The following is a 17,905-nucleotide window of genomic DNA, read 5'->3' as shown; positions in this document are numbered from 1 at the left end:
GACCCGAGTCCGGAGGACTGTCCATGCGCCTGCTCCGCGACCTCTGGGCCACCGCGCCGCGTCGAATGGCGGTCGTCCTGCTGCTGATCGTGCTCGGCGCCGGCGGCCAGGCCGCCGCCTCGGCGCTGGCCGGGCCGGTGCTCGTCCACCGCTCGTTCGGCTGGTTCACCGCGCTGGCGGTGGCGCTGGTCGCCGCCGTGGTCACCGACCTGCTCATCGGGCTGCTGATGGCCGGCCTCACGGCCGACTGGTCCGCCGACGTCCGCCGCCGGCTCTGCCGGGTCGCGCTCGGGCAGGACCTGCCCACCCTGGAGACCACCCCGGTCGGCGAGTTGCTCGACCGGATCGACAACGACGTCTACCAGGTCGCCGCCGAGATGCGGAACACCGGCGTACGGCTCGTCCAGGGGGTCGCCGTCTGCCTGCTCGCCACGATCAGCGCGCTGGTCGTCTGGTGGCCGGCCGGCATCGGGATGATCCTGCTCACCGCGCTGCTCGGCGTGGCGCTGCGCCGCCCGACCGCCCGGATCGCCCCGGCCCGGATGGTCGAGGAGGAGGCCTGGTCCGACCTGGCCGCCGTGATGGAGGAGGCGGTGCACGGCCAGGACGACGTGCGCACCAGCCTGGCCCGGCCGTACGTGCTGCGCCTCTACGCCCGCCGGGCCGCCGAGGTGATCGCCCGGGGCGGCCGGGTCTTCCGGCTGTCCGCCCGGGTCACCGCACTGGCCGCCGGCGGCGTCCGGGTCGGCATCGCCGCCGTGGTCCTGGCCGGCGCCTGGGCGCTCGCCACCGGCCGGGTGGACGCCGCCCGGCTCACCGCGATCTGGCTGCTCGCCCTCGCCTTCGGCGCGACCGTCGAGCACATCGCCCGCTGGGTGCCGCACCTGCAACAGGCGCTCGGCGCGTGGGCGCGGGTGCAGTTGCTGGCCGACTCCCGGCAGGAGCCCACCGGCGGCGCCGTCCCGATCGACGGGGACCTGACCGTCCGCGGGCTCACCTTCCGCTACCCGGCCACCGGCGACGAGCGCGGGCCGGCGTTGCGTGATGTCACGCTCACCTTCGCCCGCGGCCGGTCCTACGCCCTGGTCGGCCGGACCGGATCCGGCAAGTCGACGCTGGCCAAGGTGCTCACCCGGGCCGTGGACGTGCCATCCCGCACCGTCTTCCTGGGCGACACCGACCTGGTCGACCTCGACGTCGAGGCGCTGCGCCGGTGGATCGCCGTGGTGCCCCAGCGCACCGAGATCCTCGCCGGCACCCTCGCCGAGAACGTCGCGCTCTTCGACCCGGACCTGCTCGACGACGCCACCCGGGCGCTGGCGGAGCTGGGGCTGGCCGGCTGGATCGCCGAACTCCCCGACGGCGTGCACACCCGGCTCGGCGAGGGCGGGCACGTGCTCTCCGCCGGGCAGGAGCAACTCGTCGCGTTCGCCCGGATCCTGGTCCGTGACCCCCACGTGGTGATCCTCGACGAGGCCACCGCCCGGCTCGACCCGGTCACCGAGAACCGGGTACGCCAGGCCACCGAACGGCTGCTCACCGACCGGATCGGCATCGTCATCGCACACCGGCTCTCCTCGGTGCGCCGCTGCGACGAGGTCGTCGTGATGGCCGACGGCGCGGTGCTGGAGGCCGGCCCGCTGCGCGAGTCGGCCCGCTTCGCCGAGCTGCTCGCCACCAGCCACGCCAGCGCCTACGCGGGCGCCGGCGCCCGCCGCGGCGGGGTGGACCTGCTGGACGACCCCGACGGGTGGCCCGACGAGCCGGCCGCACCGGCCGAGCCGGCCACCGTGCCGCGCCAGGTCGCGGTGCCGCGCGCCGACCCGCCGCCGCTGCCCGCCCCACCGCCCGCGCGGACCCTGCGGGAGATCCTCCGCCTCGGCACCAACGACCCGCGGTACGGGCTGGTCTCCGTCAGCCTGTTCATCGTGATGACCCTGCTCGGGCTGGACGGCTCGGTGCTGCCCTGGCTCTGGGCCGAGGTGGTCGGCGGGGGCGACCCGTGGCTGCCGGCGCTGGGCATCGTCGCCGCGCTGCTGCTGGTGCTGCCGCTGCCGTACCTGACCAACCTCTGGTTCCCGCAGTGGTGGATCCGGCAGATGCTGCGGATCAGCGCACGGCTGGTGCACGGGCAGACCGGGGCGCGCCGGGTCAGCGGGCACACCCCGGCCGAGGTGGTGGCCCAGGGCGGCGACACCGACCGGGTGGTGCAGCTCGCCGACAACCTGATGGACCAGTTCATCTCGCTGGCCATCGTGATCACCATGACCCTGGTGACCGGCAGCGTCGTACCGGCGCTGTTCTTCGTCGGGACGATGGTGGTCTCCGGGCTGGCGGCGACCCTGTTCGGGCCGCGGCTGGAGCGCACCGCCGGCGGCACCGTCAAGGCCCGCGCCGCCTTCGCCACCGCCTTGGTCTCCTCCCTCTCCGCCGCCCGTACGGTGAAGCTCGCCGGCGCCACCCGCCCGGTGCTGGACCACCTCGCGAAGCTGGACACGGTGCGCAGCGACCGGCAGCGCCGGGAGATCGCCATGCAGGTGTGGGCCCGGTCCACCCCGTCGATCGCCAGCGGGCTGCTGCCGATCGGGGCCTGGGCGCTCTACCTGGCCGGCGGGCTCTCCGCCGGGGCCACCCTGGTCGCGGTCTCCACCCTCGGCGCGGCCCGCTGGTTCGCCTGGACCACCGCGTCGCTGGTCTCGCACTACCCGTCGGCCCGGGTGTGGACCAGGCGGACCGTGGCGATGGCCGGGGTGGCCACCTACTCGGCGACGGTGCCCGGGCTGGACCTGGCCGCCGGCACCGCCCCGGCGCCGGAACCCCCGCCCCGGCACCCGCTGCGCCGGCTGGAGCTGACCGGCTTCGGCGCGCTGCACTCCGACGGCACCCTCGCCGTCCGCGACGTCGACCTGACGGTCGACCGTGGGCAGCTGGTGCTGGTGGTAGGGCCGGTCGGCGCGGGAAAGTCGTCGCTGCTGCGGGCCCTCGCCGGAATCGTGCACCACACCGGCACGCTGCGCTGGAACGACGAGCCGGTCACCGAGCCGGAGCTGTTCCTCCGCCCCAACCAGGTCGGGTACGTCGGACAGCTGCCCCGGGTGCTCTCCGGCACGGTGGCCGACAACATCGCGCTCGGGCACCAGGTGGACGCCGCCGACGCGGTGTCGACCGCCCAGCTCGACCACGACCTGGCGGCCGCCGGGGGCGGGCTCGGGCTGCTCATCGGGCACAAGGGCACCCGGCTCTCCGGCGGGCAGCTCCAGCGGCTGGCGCTGGCCCGGGCGCTCGCGCCGCGTACCGAACTGCTGGTCGCGGACGACGTCTCGTCCGCGCTGGACGTGACGACGGAGCTGGCGCTCTGGGCGGCGCTGCGCGAGCACGGGGTGACGGTGGTCGGCTCGACCGCGAAGCGGGCGGCGCTGGTGCGCGCGGACCATGTGGTGGTGCTGGTCGACGGCACGGTGGCGGCTCAGGGGCCGTGGCACGACCTGGAATCCCGCTGGGGCCACCTGGCGGGCTGACCGTTCTCCCGCCCAGTCCGGGCCGCACCCCGTCGCGGTCCGGCTCCGCCATTCCGGCCCGGCTCGCCTGACGCACCCCTTCCGCCCGGGCCCCCGCGTCTCGGGCTGGCCCCGGTGATCATGAAGTTAGCGGCGACAAATCGGGCGGATCGTGCCGCTAACTTCATGATCAACGCGGGCCAGGCGAGCGGGCGGGCCGCGGGCGGAGGGCGGCGGATGGGTTAGAAGGCGCGGGTGTACTGGTTGGGCCAGGTGGGGGTGGGGGTGAGTTTGGCGGCGGCGCGGTGGGGCCAGTAGGGGTCGCGGAGGAGTTCGCGGCCGAGGAGGACCAGGTCGGCCTCGCCGTCGGCGACGATCTGCTCGGCCTGCTCGGGCTCGACGATCAGGCCGACGGCGCCGGTCAGCACGCCCGCGTCGCGGCGGATCCGGGCGGCGAGGGGCACCTGGTAGCCGGGGCCGATCGGGATGCTCGCTGCGGCGGAGGCGCCGCCGGAGGAGGTGTCCACCAGGTCCACGCCGGCGGCGGCCAGTTCGCCGGCGAGCACCACGCTGTCCTCGATGGTCCAGCCGCCGTCCACCCAGTCGGTGGCGGAGATCCGGGTGAGCACCGGAACGGCCTCGCCGACCGCGGCGCGGACCGCCCGGGCCACCTCCAGGGTCAGGCGCATGCGGCCGGCCCGGTCGCCGCCGTAGCCGTCGGTCCGGTGGTTGGTGAGCGGGGAGAGGAACTCGTGCAGCAGGTAGCCGTGCGCGGCGTGGATCTCCACGGCGGCGAAGCCGGCGTCGAGCGCCCGCCGGGCGGCGGTGGCGAACGCCTCGACCACCGCGGCGATGCCGGCCTCGTCCAGCGCGGCCGGCGTGCGGTAGTCCGGCAGGAACGGCTCGGCGCCGGGGCCGACGGGGGTCCAGCCGCCCTCGGTGTCCGGCACGCCGCCCCGGTGCCCGGCCCACGGCCGGTACGTCGACGCCTTGAACCCGGCGTGCGCGAGCTGCACGGCCGGCACCGACCCCTGGGCGGCGATGAACGCGGTGATCGGTCGCCACGCCTCGACGTGCGCGTCGGACCAGAGGCCGGTGTCCTGCGGGCTGATCCGCCCCTCGGGCACCACGGCGGTCGCCTCGGTGATGATCAGTCCGGCGCCGCCGACCGCGCGGGAGCCGAGGTGGACGCGGTGCCAGTCGGTGGGCAGGCCGTCCGGGCCGGCGCTGTACTGGCACATCGGGGCGAGCGCCACCCGGTTGGGCAGGGTGACGCCGCGCAGGGTGAGCGGGGTGAACAGGGCACTCATGTGGTCATCCTTCAACGCGGCGGGGGGAGGGCCGAAGCCCTCCCCCCGGGAAACGATCTGCTCAGGCGGCTACCGGGGTGAGCCGGCCGCTCTCCGGAGCCTCGACAGCGTCGACCAGGTCGCGCCTGCCGGCCGAGTCGTACGCGGTCCGGTCGAGGGTGCCCTCGCGGGCGGCCACGACGGTCGGCACCAGGGCCTGGCCGGCCACGTTGGTGGCGGTGCGGATCATGTCGAGGATCGGGTCGATGGCCAGCAGCAGGCCGGCGCCGGCCAGCGGCAGGCCGAGCGTGCTCAGGGTCAGGGTCAGCATGACGATGGCGCCGGTCAGGCCGGCCGTGGCGGCCGAGCCGACCACCGACACGAAGGCGATTAGCAGGTAGTCGGTGACGCCCAGGTGCACCCCGAAGACCTGCGCCACGAAGATCGCGGCGAGGGCCGGGTAGATGGCGGCGCAGCCGTCCATCTTCGTGGTGGCGCCGAACGGCACGGCGAAGGAGGCGTACTCGCGGGGGACGCCGAGACGCTCGACGGAGCGCTGGGTCACCGGCATGGTGCCCACCGAGGAGCGGGAGACGAAGGCCAGCTCGATGGCGGGCCAGGCGCCGGCGAAGAAGCGCAGCGGGTTGAGCCGGCCGGCGGCCACCAGCACCAGCGGGTAGACCACGAACAGCACGATGGCGCAGCCGACGTAGACGGCCGTGGTGAACTTCGCGAGCGGGGCCAGCAGGTCCCAGCCGTACGAGGCGACGGCGTTGCCGATCAGGCCGAGGGTGCCGATCGGGGCGAGCCGGATGACCCACCAGAGCGCCTTCTGCACGATGGCCAGCACCGAGCGGTTGAGGGTCACGAACGGCTCGGCGGCCTCGCCGATGAGCAGCGCGGCGGCGCCGACCACCAGGGCGAGGAAGACGATCTGGAGGACGTTGCCCTCGACGAACGCGCCGACCGGGTTGGTCGGCACGATGCCGGTGAGGAAGTCGGTCCAGGAGCCGGTCTTCTTGGGCGCGGTGGCGCCGGCCAGGTCGAGGGTGACGCCCTTGCCCGGGTTGGTGAGCAGGCCGAGGCCGATGCCGATGCTCACCGCGATCAGCGCGGTGATGCCGAACCAGAGCAGCGTCTTGAGCGCCAGCCGGGCGGCGTTGGCCACGCCGCGCAGGCTGACCACGCTGACCACGATGGCGGTGAAGACCAGCGGCGGCACGGCCAGCTTGAGCAGCTGGACGAAGAGGCCGCCGACGGTGTCGAGGGTGCTGGTCAGCCAGGCGAGGTCGTTGGCGCGGGCGAGGAAGCCGAGCGCCACGCCGAGGACGAGGCCGAGCAGGATCTGCACGGAAAAGGGGATCTTGCGCAGGGCGGAAGCCATGGGGATCTGTCCAAGGTCTGGTGGTGGGTGAACGGGGCAGCGTCAGGAGAGCGGCTGCGCCGGACAGATGCCGCTGGCCTGCAGTCGGAGGTCGACATACAGGCGCACGGTGAGGTGCCAGACGTTGGTCATCGCCCGCGAACGCTACTCCCGGCCGGCGCCGAGGTGGAAGGAGCGATAGGCGTGACGATCCTTACAGGTCCGGTTCACGCCCCGGCGATCCGTTCGTCACGATCGGGCGCCGTTGCCCCAGTCCCAGCACCCCGGCGGTGACCAGCCCCCAGCCGGCCGCCACGGCGAGCAGCAGCCGTTCCAGCACCCCGACCAGGCCGCCGCGGCCGGCCAGCAGCATGGCCAGCCCGACCGCCCCGGACAGCGGCAGCGCCAGGGAAGCGCCCACCGCGGCCACCCGGCGCAGGGCCCGCCCCGCCGCCGGGGCGAGCACCACCGCCAGCATGGCGAAGACCACGGCGGCGGTGGCCGCGATGCTCGCGCCGCCGTGCACCAGGTCGGCCACCGTGGCGGCCTCGAACGGCGGCAGCGGGCAGCCGGTGGAGCAGGTCACCGCCCCGGAGAGCGCCGTGCCGGCGGCGCCCGCCACGAGCAGCGCGGCCGCGGCCCGCAGCGCCGGGGGCAGCGCCGCGGCGAGCAGCAGCAGCGCCGCAGCCAGGGCGAAGACCCCGATCCGGTACGCCCCGGCGTACCCGCTGGCGGTGACGCCGGCCTCGCTGACGTACCCGGTCAGGCCCGGACCCGGACCGGCGACCACGGCGACGGTCACGGCGACCACCCCGGCCACGGTGCACCCGGCGGCGGCGGACGCGGCGGCGGCCCGCAGGACGCCGGCGTCAGCCACGCCCGTGCGGCGTGGTCCAGCCCGACAGGTCCGGACCGAGCGGCACGATCCGGGTCGGGTTGATCATCTCGTGGGTGGCGTAGTAGTGCCGCTTGATGTGGTCGAAGTCGACCGTCTCGCCGAAGCCCGGCGTCTGGAACAGATCCCGGGCGTACGCCCAGAGCACCGGCATCTCGGTGAGCTTCTGCCGGTTGCACTTGAAGTGCCCGTGGTACGCCACGTCGAAGCGGACCAGCGTGGTGAAGAGCCGCACGTCGGCCTCGGTGATCCGATCGCCCATCAGGTAGCGCCGCCCGGACAGCCGCTCCGACAGCGCGTCCAGCCGAGCGAACAGCGCCGTGTACGCCTCGTCGTAGGCCTCCTGCGAGGTGGCGAAGCCGCACCGGTAGACGCCGTTGTTGACGTCCCGGTGGATCTCCGCCATCAGCGCATCCAGTTCCGGGCGCAGCTCGACCGGGTAGAGATCGGGCGCCCCCGGCCTGTGGAACCGCCGCCACTCGGTGGCGAAGTCGAGGGTGAGCTGCGGGTAGTCGTTGGTGACCACCCGGCCGGTGAGGGTGTCGACCAGGGCCGGCACGGTCACCCGGCCGGTGTAGTCGGGGTCGGTGGCCAGGTAAGCGTCGCTCAGGTACCCGATGCCCAGCACCGGGTCGAAGCCGTCCTGGTCGAGGCTGAACCGCCAGCCCCGCTCGTCGCGGATCGGGTCGACCGTGCCCAGCGAGATCACCTCGTCCAGCCCGAGCAGGCCGCGCACGATCCGGGCCCGGTGGGCCCACGGGCAGGCCCGGCACCAGATCAGCCGGTAGCGGCCCGCCTCCAGCGGCCAGCGGTCCTGGTCGTCGGGTCCGCCGCCCTCCGGGGAGGTCGAGTGCGGGGTGACCCGACCGGTGAACCGGTTGGGCTGGCGGACGAACGCCCCGCCGCCGGCGGTCTCTGCGCTGAACTGGGCCCGGGCCATGCGGCCAACCTATCCGTTCCGGGCGTGGATATCCTGGCGCCGGGCGTCCCCGTGACCCGGCGGGCGACCCGCCACCCCTCGCCCACCCCCGAAGGACTGAGCGCCGATGACCGTCGCATACCTCGTGGCCGGTGTCCGCACCCCGATCGGCCGGTACGCCGGCGCCCTCGCCGGGGTGCGCCCGGACGACCTGGCCGCGCACGTGATCCGGGAGTTGGTCGCCCGCCACCCCTCGGTGGACTGGGCCCGCACCGACGACGTGATCCTGGGCTGCGCCAACCAGGCCGGCGAGGACAACCGCAACGTGGCCCGGATGGCGGCGCTGCTCGGCGGGCTGCCCGAGGAGGTGCCCGGCAGCACGGTCAACCGGCTCTGCGGCTCCGGCCTGGACGCCCTCGCCACCGCCGCCCGGGCCGTCGTGGCCGGGGAGGCCGACCTCCTGGTCGCCGGCGGGGTGGAGAGCATGAGCCGGGCGCCCTTCGTGATGCCGAAGGCCACCACCGCGTTCGCCCGCACCGCCGAGGTGTACGACACCACCATCGGCTGGCGGTTGGTGAACCCGCTGATGAAGAAGCAGTGGGGCATCGACTCGATGCCGGAGACGGCGGAGAACGTCGCCGCGGACTTCGGCGTCGACCGCGCCGCGCAGGACGAGTTCGCGTTCCGCTCCCAGCAGCGCGCCGCCAAGGCGCAGGCCGACGGCCGGCTGGCCGAGGAGATCGTGCCGGTGACCGTGCCGGCCGGCAAGCGGGAGACGAAGCTGGTCGAGGCCGACGAGCACCCCCGGGAGACCTCGCTTACGAAGCTCGCCGCCCTGCCCACCCCGTTCCGCGAGGGCGGCACGGTGACCGCCGGCAACTCCTCCGGCGTCAACGACGGCGCGGTGGCCCTGCTGGTCGCCTCCGCGGCGGCCGTCGAGCGGTACGGCCTCACCCCGCTGGCCCGGGTGACCGGGGCGGCGGCGGCCGGCGTGCCGCCGCGGATCATGGGCATCGGGCCGGTGCCGGCCACCCGCAAGCTGCTCGACCGGCAGGGCCTGGGCCTGGCCGACCTCGACGTGATCGAGCTGAACGAGGCGTTCGCCGCCCAGTCGGTGGCGGTGCTGCGCGAGCTGGGGCTGCCCGAGGACGCCGAGCACGTCAACCCGAACGGCGGGGCCATCGCGCTCGGCCACCCGCTCGGTGCCAGCGGCGCCCGGCTGGCCCTCACCGCCGCGCTGGAGCTGCGCCGGCGGGGCGGGCGGCGGGCCCTGGCGACCATGTGCATCGGCGTCGGGCAGGGCATCTCGCTGCTGCTGGAGTCGGCGGCCTGACGGCGCGGGCCGGCCCCGCACCGTCGACAGTGGATCTCCCGTTCGCGGGTGTGCGCGCATAGAGTGGTGTGGACCACACGACTCATGCGGGCCGCCCGCGTCCGGGCTCCCCGCGGACAGCGGCGACGACCTGGGGGACCGAGCGATGCAGACGCCGGACGGAATTCCCGCCGAGATCGACCTGAGCCGGCCGAGCGCGGCCCGGGTCTACGACTACTTCCTCGGCGGCGCGCACAACTTCGAGATCGACCGGCAGCTCGCCGAGCAGATCGCCACCATGACGCCGAACCTGGCGGCCACCATGCGCTCGGGGCGGGAGTTCCTGCGCCGGGCCGTCCGGGTGCTGCTCGACGCCGGCATCGACCAGTTCCTCGACATCGGCTCGGGGATTCCCACGGTCGGCAACGTGCACGAGGTCGCCCAGGCGGCCAACCCCGAGGCCCGGATCGTCTACGTCGACATTGACCCGGTCGCCGTGGCGCACAGCCGGGAACTGCTCGCCGGCAACGACCGGGCCACCGCGATCCTGGCCGACCTGCGGGAGCCGAAGCTGATCCTGGACCAGGCCCGGGCGAGCGGCCTGATCGACTTCGACCGCCCGCTCGGCATCCTGCTCGCCGGGGTGGTGCACTTCATCCCCGACGACGACCGGCCGGGCGACATCCTGGCCACTCTGCGGGCCGCCGCGGCACCCGGCAGCTTCCTGGTCATCTCGCACTCGACCTTCGAGGACCAGCCGCAGGAGATGCTTGACGCGCAGCGGCTGTCGGCGCGCACCGCCACCGAGATCACGCTGCGCTCGCGGGCCGAGATCGCCGGCTACTTCGGTGACTGGACGGTGCTCGAACCGGGGGTCGTGCACATGCCGCTCTGGCGGCCCGACGCGCCGTCCGACGTGGACGAGCACCCCGAGCGGTTCGGGGCGTTCGGCGGTGTCGCCCGGTACGACCGCGCCGACGGCTGAGCCGACATGCGCGCCCCGGACCCCGACGGGGGCGACTTCAGCCGGCCGGGCGCCGCGGCGTACGCCGCCGAGTGGGCCCGGGCGGTGCGGCGCATCGGGTTCGTGCCGCTGAGCGCGGCCGAGACCGAGCGGTTGCTGCTGGCGCACACCGTCCGGCTCGGTCGGGCCCTGCTCGCCCCGACGTTCTCCGCCCAGCCCGCGGAGGACGTCGGGCGGGCCCTGGTCGAGGCGCACCTCACCGAGCCCGGGGTGCTCGACTGGTCGGTGCAGGCGCTCGGCGACCGCTTCCTGACCTGGGTGCTGCCCGCCCGGGTGGAGCTGCCCGAGGTGCGGGAGCGGATCGCCGCCATGCAGGGCGCGTTCGCCGCCGGCTTCGGCCGGGCGCTGCGCGACCGGGTGTTCAGCCAGCAGGAGCGGATCGCCCGCTCGGCCTGGCAGGCCCGGGACGCGGTGGAGCAGGCGCTGCGGGACAGCGAGGCACGGTTCCGCGCGGTCTTCACCGGGGCGGCGATCGGCATCGGCATCGCCGGGGTGGACGGGCGGATCATCGAGGTCAACCAGTCCTTCGCGGACATGCTCGGCTACACCGTCGCCGAGCTGCGGGAGCTCACCGTGGACGGGCTGTTCCACGCCGACGACGCCGCCGGCATGTGGGAGCTGTACCAGGAGCTGGTCGAGGGCAAGCGGGACGGTGCCCGGGTGGAGAAGCGCTACCACCGCAAGGACGGCAGCGTGGTCTGGACCGACCTCGCCGTCTCGCTGATCCGCCACGACGACGGCCGCCCCCGGTTCACCGTGGCGATGATCGAGGACATCACCGAGCGGTACCAGCTCCAGCAGCGGCTGCGCTTCCAGGCGCTGCACGACCCGCTCACCGGCCTGCCCAACCGGACGCTCTTCTTCGACACGCTCGGCCACCTCTTCGACACCGCCGAGCCGGAGCAGCGGGTCGGGCTCTGCTTCATCGACCTGGACGGCTTCAAGGCGATCAACGACAGCCTCGGCCACGACCTGGGCGACCGGCTGCTCAAGGTGATCGCCCGGCGGCTGGCCGACTGCGTGTCCGGCCGCGGCCACCTGGTGGCCCGGATGGGCGGCGACGAGTTCGTCATCCTGGTCGACTCCGACGGCGGCCTCGACGACGCGGTCGAGGTGGCCGAGCTGGCCCTGGCCGCGGTCTCCGCCCCGGTGCACGTCGGCGACCAGCAGCTCGCCGTCTCGGCGAGCATCGGCATCGTGGAGTGCCCGGCCGCCGAGACCAGCGTCTCCGACCTCATGAAGGCCGCCGACACCACGCTCTACTGGGCCAAGGCCGAGGGACGGGGCCGCTGGGCGGTCTACGACCCGGAGCGCAGCGCCGCCGACATCGCCCGCTCGGCGCTGGCCGCCAACCTGCCCGCCGCGCTGGACCGGGGCGAGTTCGTGCTGCACTACCAGCCGATCGTCTCGCTGCTCGACGGCTCGATGGTGGCGGTGGAGGCGCTGGTCCGCTGGCAGCACCCCGAGCTGGGGCTGATCGGCCCGGACCGGTTCATCGGGCTGGCCGAGGAGACCGGCCTGATCGTCCGGCTCGGCGCCTGGGTGCTCCGGCAGGCGTGCCGGGACGCCGAGAGCTGGCGGCGGGCGTACCCGGAGGCGCGGCTGATGGTCAACGTCAACCTGGCCGCCCGGCAGGCCGACGACCCGGCCATCGTGGAGACCGTCGCCGAGGCGTTGCAGCGCACCGGGCTCCCCGCCGAGCTGCTGCAACTGGAGCTGACCGAGAGCGCCGTGATGGGCACCGCCGGGGAGCCGCTGCGCGCCCTGCATCAGCTCGCCGACCTCGGCATCCGGCTGGCCATCGACGACTTCGGCACCGGCTACTCGAACCTGGCGTACCTGCGGCGGCTGCCCATCCACTGCCTGAAGCTGGCCGGCCCGTTCGTCGAGGGGATCCGGGCCGACGGCGCGGACCTGGTCGCCGACCACCGCGACGAGCGGATCGTGGACGCGCTGGTCCGGCTGGCCCACGCGCTGGAGCTGTGGGTGACCGCCGAGGCGGTGGAGACCGAGGAACAGGCCGAGCGGCTGCGGTCGCTGCGCTGCGACACCGGGCAGGGCCGCTGGTTCGGCCCTCCGGTGCCCGCGGCCGATATCCGCCGCCGGCTGGAGGGTAAGGAAGGGGCCCAGGGGACCCGCTCGCGCCTTCCGGAGCAGCGCGCGGGCCAGGCGCAGGCCCGGGAGGAGACGCGGTGAGCCTCGGCGATTCGCAGGCGGTGGTGTCGGTGGTGGCCGCGCTGGCCATCGTGGCGGGCCTGGCCGGGGTGGTGGTGCCCGGGCTGCCGGCGCTGCCGCTCTGCTGGGGCGGGGTGCTGGTGTGGACGCTGTTCGGCGACGCCGGTCCGGGCCGCTGGGCGGTGCTGGCCGCCGCCACCGTGGTCGCCGTGGGCGGCGGCGTGGTCAAGTACCTCTGGCCGGGGCGGAACCTGAAACGGACCGGGGTGCCCACCTCGTCGCTGCTGGCCGGCGGGCTGCTCGGCCTGGTCGGCTTCTTCGTCATCCCGGTGGTCGGCCTGCCGATCGGCTTCGTGGGCGGGATCTGGGGTGCGGAACGGCTGCGGCTGGGCAGCAACCAGCTCGCCTGGCCGGCCACCGTGCAGGCGCTCAAGGCGGCCGGGCTGTCCATGCTGGTCGAGTTCCTGGCCGGGCTGGTCATCGCCGTGCTCTGGGTGGCCGGGCTCCTGTTCGCCTGACCGGATCGGGGCAGCGTCCCGCCACTTCCGCCGGTTAGGGTCGCCTCGTGCGGATCACCGTTCTCGGTGGGCTCGGCGCCTGGCCCACCGCCGAGCAGTCGTGCTCCGGCTTCCTGGTCGAACACGCGGGCTTCCGGCTGCTGGTCGACCCCGGATACGCGACCCTGCAACCGCTGCTGGCACGCGTCCCCGCGGCGCAGGTCGACGCGGTCTACGTCAGCCACGGCCACCCGGATCACTGCGCCGACCTGCAACCGCTGCTGCGGGCCCGGGTGCTCGCCGACCGGGCCGGCCCGCCGCTGCCCGTGTACGCGCCCGCCGGGGCTCTGGACCGCCTGCTCGCCATCGACGAGCCGGGCCTGGTCGACGGGGCATACCGGTTGGCGGCTCTCGCGCCGGGAGAGCCGTTCGATCTCGGGCCGTTCCGGGTGGACACCTGGTCGTTGCCGCACTGGGTGCCCAACGTCGGCGCCCGGTTCACCGGCCGGGACGCGGTGCTCGCCTACACCGGGGACACCGGAACCAGCCCGGACCTCGTCGAGCTGGCCCGGGACGCCGACCTGCTGATCGCCGAGGCGACGTATCCGGCGGAGATCCCGGACCGGCACGTCGGCAACCTGTCCAGCGCCGCCGAGGTGGGCCGGTACGCGGCCGCGGCCGGGGCGCGCCGGGTGCTGCTCACCCATCTGTGGCCCGGGACCGACCCGGCGGAGGCCGTCGCGGCGGCGCGACGCGGGTACGCCGGGCCGGTGGACGTGGCCGTGCCGGGCCTGGTGCACATGGTCGGGGGGTAGGAGGCGACGGCGCGGGCGTCCGGGGGTACGGCGAACCGCCGTACTTCAGTGAGAGAGAGGTGGACGCCGCGCGCCGTCGCGGACCGGGCGTTGCCGAGCGCCCGGCGGTGGCCCGTCGCGATCGGGCCTGGTCACGGGCTCAAGGATGCCCCGGAACGGGTTCGCGCGGCAACGCAATTAGCCGTGCCGGCCGTGAGATTCCCACGCCTGCCGTATTGACCGCCTTGATCGACGGGATCACACTTTGCCCACTCGCACCGGGGAATCCACCTCGAGGAGGTGTGCAGTGGCCACGACGCCCGCGCCGACCGCCGAACAACCCATGGACGACGACGCCCGACGGCTCGCCGAACTCGGCTACAAACAGGAGCTGCACCGCAAGTGGAGCGGCTTCTCCAACTTCGCCATCTCGTTCTCGATCATCTCGATCCTGGCCGGCTGCTTCACCACCTTCGGCCAGGCGTGGAACAACGGCGGTCCGGTCGCCATCTCCTGGGGCTGGCCGCTGATCTCGCTGTTCATCCTGATCATCGGCTTCTGCATGGCCGAGCTGGTCTCGGCCTACCCGACCGCCGGCGGGATCTACTGGTGGGCCGCCACCATGGGACGGCCCGTGCACGGCTGGTTCACCGGCTGGCTCAACCTGATCGGCCTGGTCGCGGTGACCGCCTCGGTCGACTACGGCTGCGCCACATTCCTCAACCTCACCCTGTCCGCGCTGTTCGACGGCTGGGCCGGCACGGCGCACCAGACCTTCGGGCTGTTCGTGGTGATCCTCGCCCTGCACGGGCTCATCAACATCTACGGGCACCGGATCATCGACGTACTCCAGAACGTCTCGGTCTGGTGGCACGTGGCCGGCGCGGCCGCGGTGGTGCTCATCCTGCTCCTGGTCCCGGACGACCACCAGAGCTTCAAGTTCGTCTTCACCGAGCGGTTCAACAACTCCGGCTTCGGCGACGGCGACACCGGCGGGCTCACCTTCTGGTTCTACGTGCTGCCGCTGGGCTTCCTGCTCACCCAGTACACGATCACCGGCTTCGACGCCTGCGCGCACGTCTCCGAGGAGACGCGGGGGGCATCGAAGGCCGCCGCCCAGGGCCTCTGGCGGTCGATCTTCTATTCCGCCGTGGGCGGCTGGATCCTGCTGCTCGCCTTCCTCTTCGCGGCGACCGACGTGGACGCGATCAACGAGGCCGGCGGCTTCTCCGGGGCGATCTTCGAGTCCGCGCTGACCCCGTTCTTCTTCAAGGCCGTCATCATCATCTCCACCATCGGCCAGTTCTTCTGCGGGATGAGCTGCGTGACCTCGATGTCCCGGATGGCGTACGCGTTCAGCCGGGACCGCGCGGTGCCGGGCTGGCGGCTCTGGTCCCGGGTGAACCGCAACGGCACCCCGGTCAACGCGATCATCGCGGCCACCCTGGCCGGGCTGGTGCTCACCCTGCCTGCGCTCTACCAGAAGGCCGGCGTGCCGGTCGCCTTCTACGCGGTGGTCTCGGTCGCGGTGATCGGGCTGTACCTGTCCTTCCTCATACCGATCTTCCTGCGGCTGCGGATGGGGGACCGGTTCGTCCCGGGCCCGTGGACCCTGGGCCGGCGGTACAAGCTGCTCGGCTGGATCGCGGTGATCGAGATCGCGATCATCTCCGTCTACTTCGTGCTGCCGATCGTGCCGGCCGGCGTGCCCGGCAACGCGGAGTTCAGCTGGACGGCCGTCAACTACGCCCCGCTCGCCATCGGCGGGGTGCTGCTGGGCGTGGCGATCTGGTGGTACGCCTCGGCCCGGAAGTGGTTCACCGGCCCCCGCCGTACCGTCGAGGTGCCGGCGCAGCGTTCCACCGTGGACCCCGCGCCGGCCGACGGCCCGGCCTGACCCGCTCCCTCGTCGGCGCCGGGTCAGCCGGCGCCGACGAGGGGCTCGGCTGCCGTCGTGGACCGGAACGGCTGCGGGTCACCGCCGCCGAGTAGCAAGGGAGTGGAAGCGACCATGACCGCCGTGACAGCTCGTCTGGACCTGGCCATCTTCGACGCCGCGGACATCCACCGGGTCGGTACGTTCTACGCCGGGCTCACCCGTTGGGATGTCGTCCGTCGGGACCCCGACCGGTTCGGCCTCCGGACGCCCGACGGTCAGGAGATCGAATTCCAACGCGCACCCGACCATGTCCCGCCGCGGTGGCCCGGGCAGGCGCACCCGCAGCAGTTCCACCTCGATCTGCAGACCGAAGATCCCCGGGCGGAGGCCGAGCGGGCGGTCGGCCTCGGCGCCACCCACCTGGCCGACGGACCGACCTGGATCACCCTGGCCGACCCGGCCGGCCACCCGTTCGACCTCTGCCAGGCGGACGGCGTGGGGCCGGTGATGCGGCTCTTCGCGGTGACGATCGACGCGCCCGACGCATCAGCCCTGGCCCGCTTCTACGCCGACCTCGCCGGCATGGAGGTCACCTACGACGGCCCCGAGGGCGCCCTCGTCGTCGGTGACGGCAGGAGCCTGATGTTCCAGCAGGTCGGCGACCACAACCCGCCCCGCTGGCCGGATCCCGCGCACCCGCAGCAGGCCCACCTTGACCTCCTCGTCGACGACCTCGACACCGGTGAGGCCCGGGTGGTGGAGCTGGGCGGCCGCCGGCTGGACGCCGGCGGTGAGCGCTTCAGGGTCTTCACCGACCCGGCCGGCCACCCGTTCTGCCTCGTCCGCTAGCGCATCCGGACGAGGAGCCCGTCATGCCGTCGACGACGTTCCTGCGGGAGCGCCTGCTCCGGGCCGGGATACGCGATGTCGTCACGGTGGAGCCGGCGGCGGGTGGGGTCGCGGCCCTCGCGGGCATAGCCGCCCGCCGGGACGCGCCATCGGTGTTCGTCAAGGCGTTGGCCGACACGCCGGCCGACGACGTCTTCGTCGCGGAGGCCGAGGGGCTGGCCGCCCTGCGCGAGCTCGGCGGTGTGGCGACACCCGAGGTGATCCTGGCGGACCGGGAACTGCTGGTGTTGTCGGTGCTGCGACCGAGGCCGCGCAGCGAGACCTTCTGGGAGCAGTTCGCGCACGCGCTCGCCCGCCTGCACATGACCACGACCCATCTCCGCTTCGGATGGCACCGCGACAACTGGCTGGGCCGCCGCCGGCAGATCAATACCTGGAACGACGACGGCTTTGCGTTCTTCGCGCAGCACCGGTTGCTTCGGTGGCTCGGGCAGCCCCGCGTCGAGGCGGCACTCGACTCCGGAGACCGGGCGGCGCTGGAGCGGCTGTGTCAACGGCTGCCCGACCTGCTGCCGGACCGGCCGGCATGCCTGACCCACGGCGACCTGTGGGCACAGAACATCCTGGCCACGCCGGACGGCCAGCCAGCGGTGATCGACCCGGCCGTGTCCTACCTGTGGGCCGAGGTCGACCTCGCCCATGTGTGGTCCACCGCGCCCCCGCCCGAGGCGCGACGGTTCTTCGACGTCTATGCGGAGCTGACGTCCCTCGACGGCGACTGGCGGTCCCGCATGCCGATTGTCCAGCTGCGACAACACCTCGCCGTCCTCGCCCAGTTCGACGACGACTGGGGCGCCGTCGACCAGATCCGTGCCACCCTCGCCCCGTTCCGGACGCGAACCTGACCAGAGGCCGACGTTGACACGGCTACCTTCCGGGCCGGATGTGGTCCACTTCCCGGGTGACCCAACCTCCATCGGCCCCACTTCCGCCGGCTGTCGAGGCCCGCCTGGCCCGCGAGCTGAACGTGTGGCTGTGCACGGTGCGCCGCGACGGCTATCCCCATGTGACGCCGGTCTGGTTCGTCTACGCGCAGGGCGTCTGGTGGATCGGCTGCGACGGCCGCAGCGTCAAGGTCCGGAACGTCGCGGGCGACCCCCGGGTGTCCCTGGCCCTGGAGGACGGCGCCGCTCCCGTCGTAGCCGAGGGCGTCGCCCACCTCCACCGCGGCGAGTTCCCCGCCGAAGTCGTCGAGGCGTTCGCGGACAAGTACGGAGGCTGGGACGTCGGGAAGCGCGTCGCTCAGCAGGGTGACCGGGTGTTGCTGGAGGTTCCCGTCCGACGGTGGCTGCTTGCGGGCACCGCTCAGTGATCGCGTTGATCAACGGGGACCCTGGGGTGGCGCCGTCCTG

At 73.7% G+C, this 17,905-nt stretch carries 14 protein-coding genes; 10 read left to right on the top strand and 4 right to left on the bottom strand.

Annotated elements, in window-relative coordinates:
* Positions 1-23 precede the first annotated feature (23 nt).
* Positions 24-3,518: an ABC transporter ATP-binding protein gene (locus tag ABZV78_RS07070; RefSeq protein ID WP_355636106.1), complete on the top strand. Its 3,495-nt coding sequence runs from the start codon at positions 24-26 to the stop codon at positions 3,516-3,518.
* Between the two features lie 221 nt (positions 3,519-3,739).
* Here the strand turns inward: ABZV78_RS07070 and ABZV78_RS07065 are convergent, their stop codons facing one another.
* The 4 genes from ABZV78_RS07065 to ABZV78_RS07050 all read right to left on the bottom strand — a co-directional run bounded on the left by ABZV78_RS07065 (position 3,740) and on the right by ABZV78_RS07050 (position 7,984).
* Positions 3,740-4,807: an NADH:flavin oxidoreductase/NADH oxidase gene (locus ABZV78_RS07065; RefSeq protein WP_355636104.1), complete on the bottom strand. Its 1,068-nt coding sequence runs from the start codon at positions 4,805-4,807 to the stop codon at positions 3,740-3,742.
* A gap of 61 nt (positions 4,808-4,868) precedes the next feature.
* On the bottom strand, positions 4,869-6,158 hold the full coding sequence (locus ABZV78_RS07060; RefSeq protein WP_355636166.1) for a dicarboxylate/amino acid:cation symporter: 1,290 nt from the start codon (positions 6,156-6,158) through the stop codon (positions 4,869-4,871).
* A gap of 205 nt (positions 6,159-6,363) precedes the next feature.
* The gene (locus tag ABZV78_RS07055) at positions 6,364-7,026 is read right to left on the bottom strand and encodes a DUF998 domain-containing protein (protein ID WP_355636102.1); all 663 of its coding nucleotides are present in this window, start codon (positions 7,024-7,026) and stop codon (positions 6,364-6,366) included.
* Positions 7,019-7,984, bottom strand: coding sequence for a glutathione S-transferase C-terminal domain-containing protein (locus ABZV78_RS07050; protein WP_355636100.1), 966 nt, complete (start codon positions 7,982-7,984; stop codon positions 7,019-7,021). Before ABZV78_RS07050 ends, ABZV78_RS07055 begins: the two co-directional genes overlap by 8 nt.
* A gap of 106 nt (positions 7,985-8,090) precedes the next feature.
* Between ABZV78_RS07050 and pcaF the strand changes: the two genes are divergently transcribed.
* The 9 genes from pcaF (at position 8,091) to ABZV78_RS07005 (ending at position 17,865) form a co-directional block, all read left to right on the top strand.
* The gene (gene pcaF / locus ABZV78_RS07045) at positions 8,091-9,296 is read left to right on the top strand and encodes a 3-oxoadipyl-CoA thiolase (RefSeq protein WP_355636098.1); all 1,206 of its coding nucleotides are present in this window, start codon (positions 8,091-8,093) and stop codon (positions 9,294-9,296) included.
* 145 nt (positions 9,297-9,441) lie between these two features.
* Positions 9,442-10,260, top strand: coding sequence for an SAM-dependent methyltransferase (locus ABZV78_RS07040; RefSeq protein ID WP_355636096.1), 819 nt, complete (start codon positions 9,442-9,444; stop codon positions 10,258-10,260).
* 6 nt (positions 10,261-10,266) lie between these two features.
* Positions 10,267-12,495 (top strand): EAL domain-containing protein, encoded by a 2,229-nt coding sequence (locus ABZV78_RS07035; protein WP_355636094.1) that lies wholly within the window; start codon positions 10,267-10,269, stop codon positions 12,493-12,495.
* Positions 12,492-12,992 carry a DUF456 domain-containing protein gene (locus ABZV78_RS07030; protein ID WP_355636092.1) on the top strand — a complete coding sequence of 167 codons (501 nt, stop codon included), beginning with the start codon at positions 12,492-12,494 and terminating at the stop codon, positions 12,990-12,992. Before ABZV78_RS07035 ends, ABZV78_RS07030 begins: the two co-directional genes overlap by 4 nt.
* 47 nt (positions 12,993-13,039) lie before the next feature.
* Positions 13,040-13,786: an MBL fold metallo-hydrolase gene (locus ABZV78_RS07025; protein ID WP_355636090.1), complete on the top strand. Its 747-nt coding sequence runs from the start codon at positions 13,040-13,042 to the stop codon at positions 13,784-13,786.
* Between the two features lie 286 nt (positions 13,787-14,072).
* Entirely contained in the window at positions 14,073-15,662 is a 1,590-nt protein-coding gene (locus tag ABZV78_RS07020) for an amino acid permease (RefSeq protein ID WP_355636088.1), read from the top strand.
* A 123-nt stretch (positions 15,663-15,785) separates the two neighbouring features.
* Positions 15,786-16,493 carry a VOC family protein gene (locus tag ABZV78_RS07015; protein WP_355636086.1) on the top strand — a complete coding sequence of 236 codons (708 nt, stop codon included), beginning with the start codon at positions 15,786-15,788 and terminating at the stop codon, positions 16,491-16,493.
* A gap of 23 nt (positions 16,494-16,516) precedes the next feature.
* Positions 16,517-17,398: a fructosamine kinase family protein gene (locus tag ABZV78_RS07010; RefSeq protein WP_355636084.1), complete on the top strand. Its 882-nt coding sequence runs from the start codon at positions 16,517-16,519 to the stop codon at positions 17,396-17,398.
* A gap of 56 nt (positions 17,399-17,454) precedes the next feature.
* Positions 17,455-17,865, top strand: a complete 411-nt coding sequence (locus ABZV78_RS07005; RefSeq protein ID WP_355636082.1) for a pyridoxamine 5'-phosphate oxidase family protein — start codon at positions 17,455-17,457, stop codon at positions 17,863-17,865.
* The last annotated feature ends 40 nt before the right edge of the window (positions 17,866-17,905 follow it).

The sequence above is a fragment of the Micromonospora sp. NPDC004540 genome (assembly GCF_040610095.1).
Classification (GTDB): domain Bacteria; phylum Actinomycetota; class Actinomycetes; order Mycobacteriales; family Micromonosporaceae; genus Micromonospora.
Note: the sequence above shows the minus strand (reverse complement) of the source record. Positions and strands in the feature narration are given on the sequence as shown.

Excerpts from the sequence above, each read along its gene's own strand:
- ABZV78_RS07070 (WP_355636106.1), top strand. The coding sequence starts at position 24 with ATGCGCCTGCTCCGCGACCTCTGGGCCACCGCGCCGCGTCGAATGGCG.
- ABZV78_RS07065 (WP_355636104.1), bottom strand. The coding sequence starts at position 4,807 with ATGAGTGCCCTGTTCACCCCGCTCACCCTGCGCGGCGTCACCCTGCCC.
- ABZV78_RS07050 (WP_355636100.1), bottom strand. The coding sequence starts at position 7,984 with ATGGCCCGGGCCCAGTTCAGCGCAGAGACCGCCGGCGGCGGGGCGTTC.
- pcaF (WP_355636098.1), top strand. The coding sequence starts at position 8,091 with ATGACCGTCGCATACCTCGTGGCCGGTGTCCGCACCCCGATCGGCCGG.
- ABZV78_RS07040 (WP_355636096.1), top strand. The coding sequence starts at position 9,442 with ATGCAGACGCCGGACGGAATTCCCGCCGAGATCGACCTGAGCCGGCCG.
- ABZV78_RS07035 (WP_355636094.1), top strand. The coding sequence starts at position 10,267 with ATGCGCGCCCCGGACCCCGACGGGGGCGACTTCAGCCGGCCGGGCGCC.
- ABZV78_RS07010 (WP_355636084.1), top strand. The coding sequence starts at position 16,517 with ATGCCGTCGACGACGTTCCTGCGGGAGCGCCTGCTCCGGGCCGGGATA.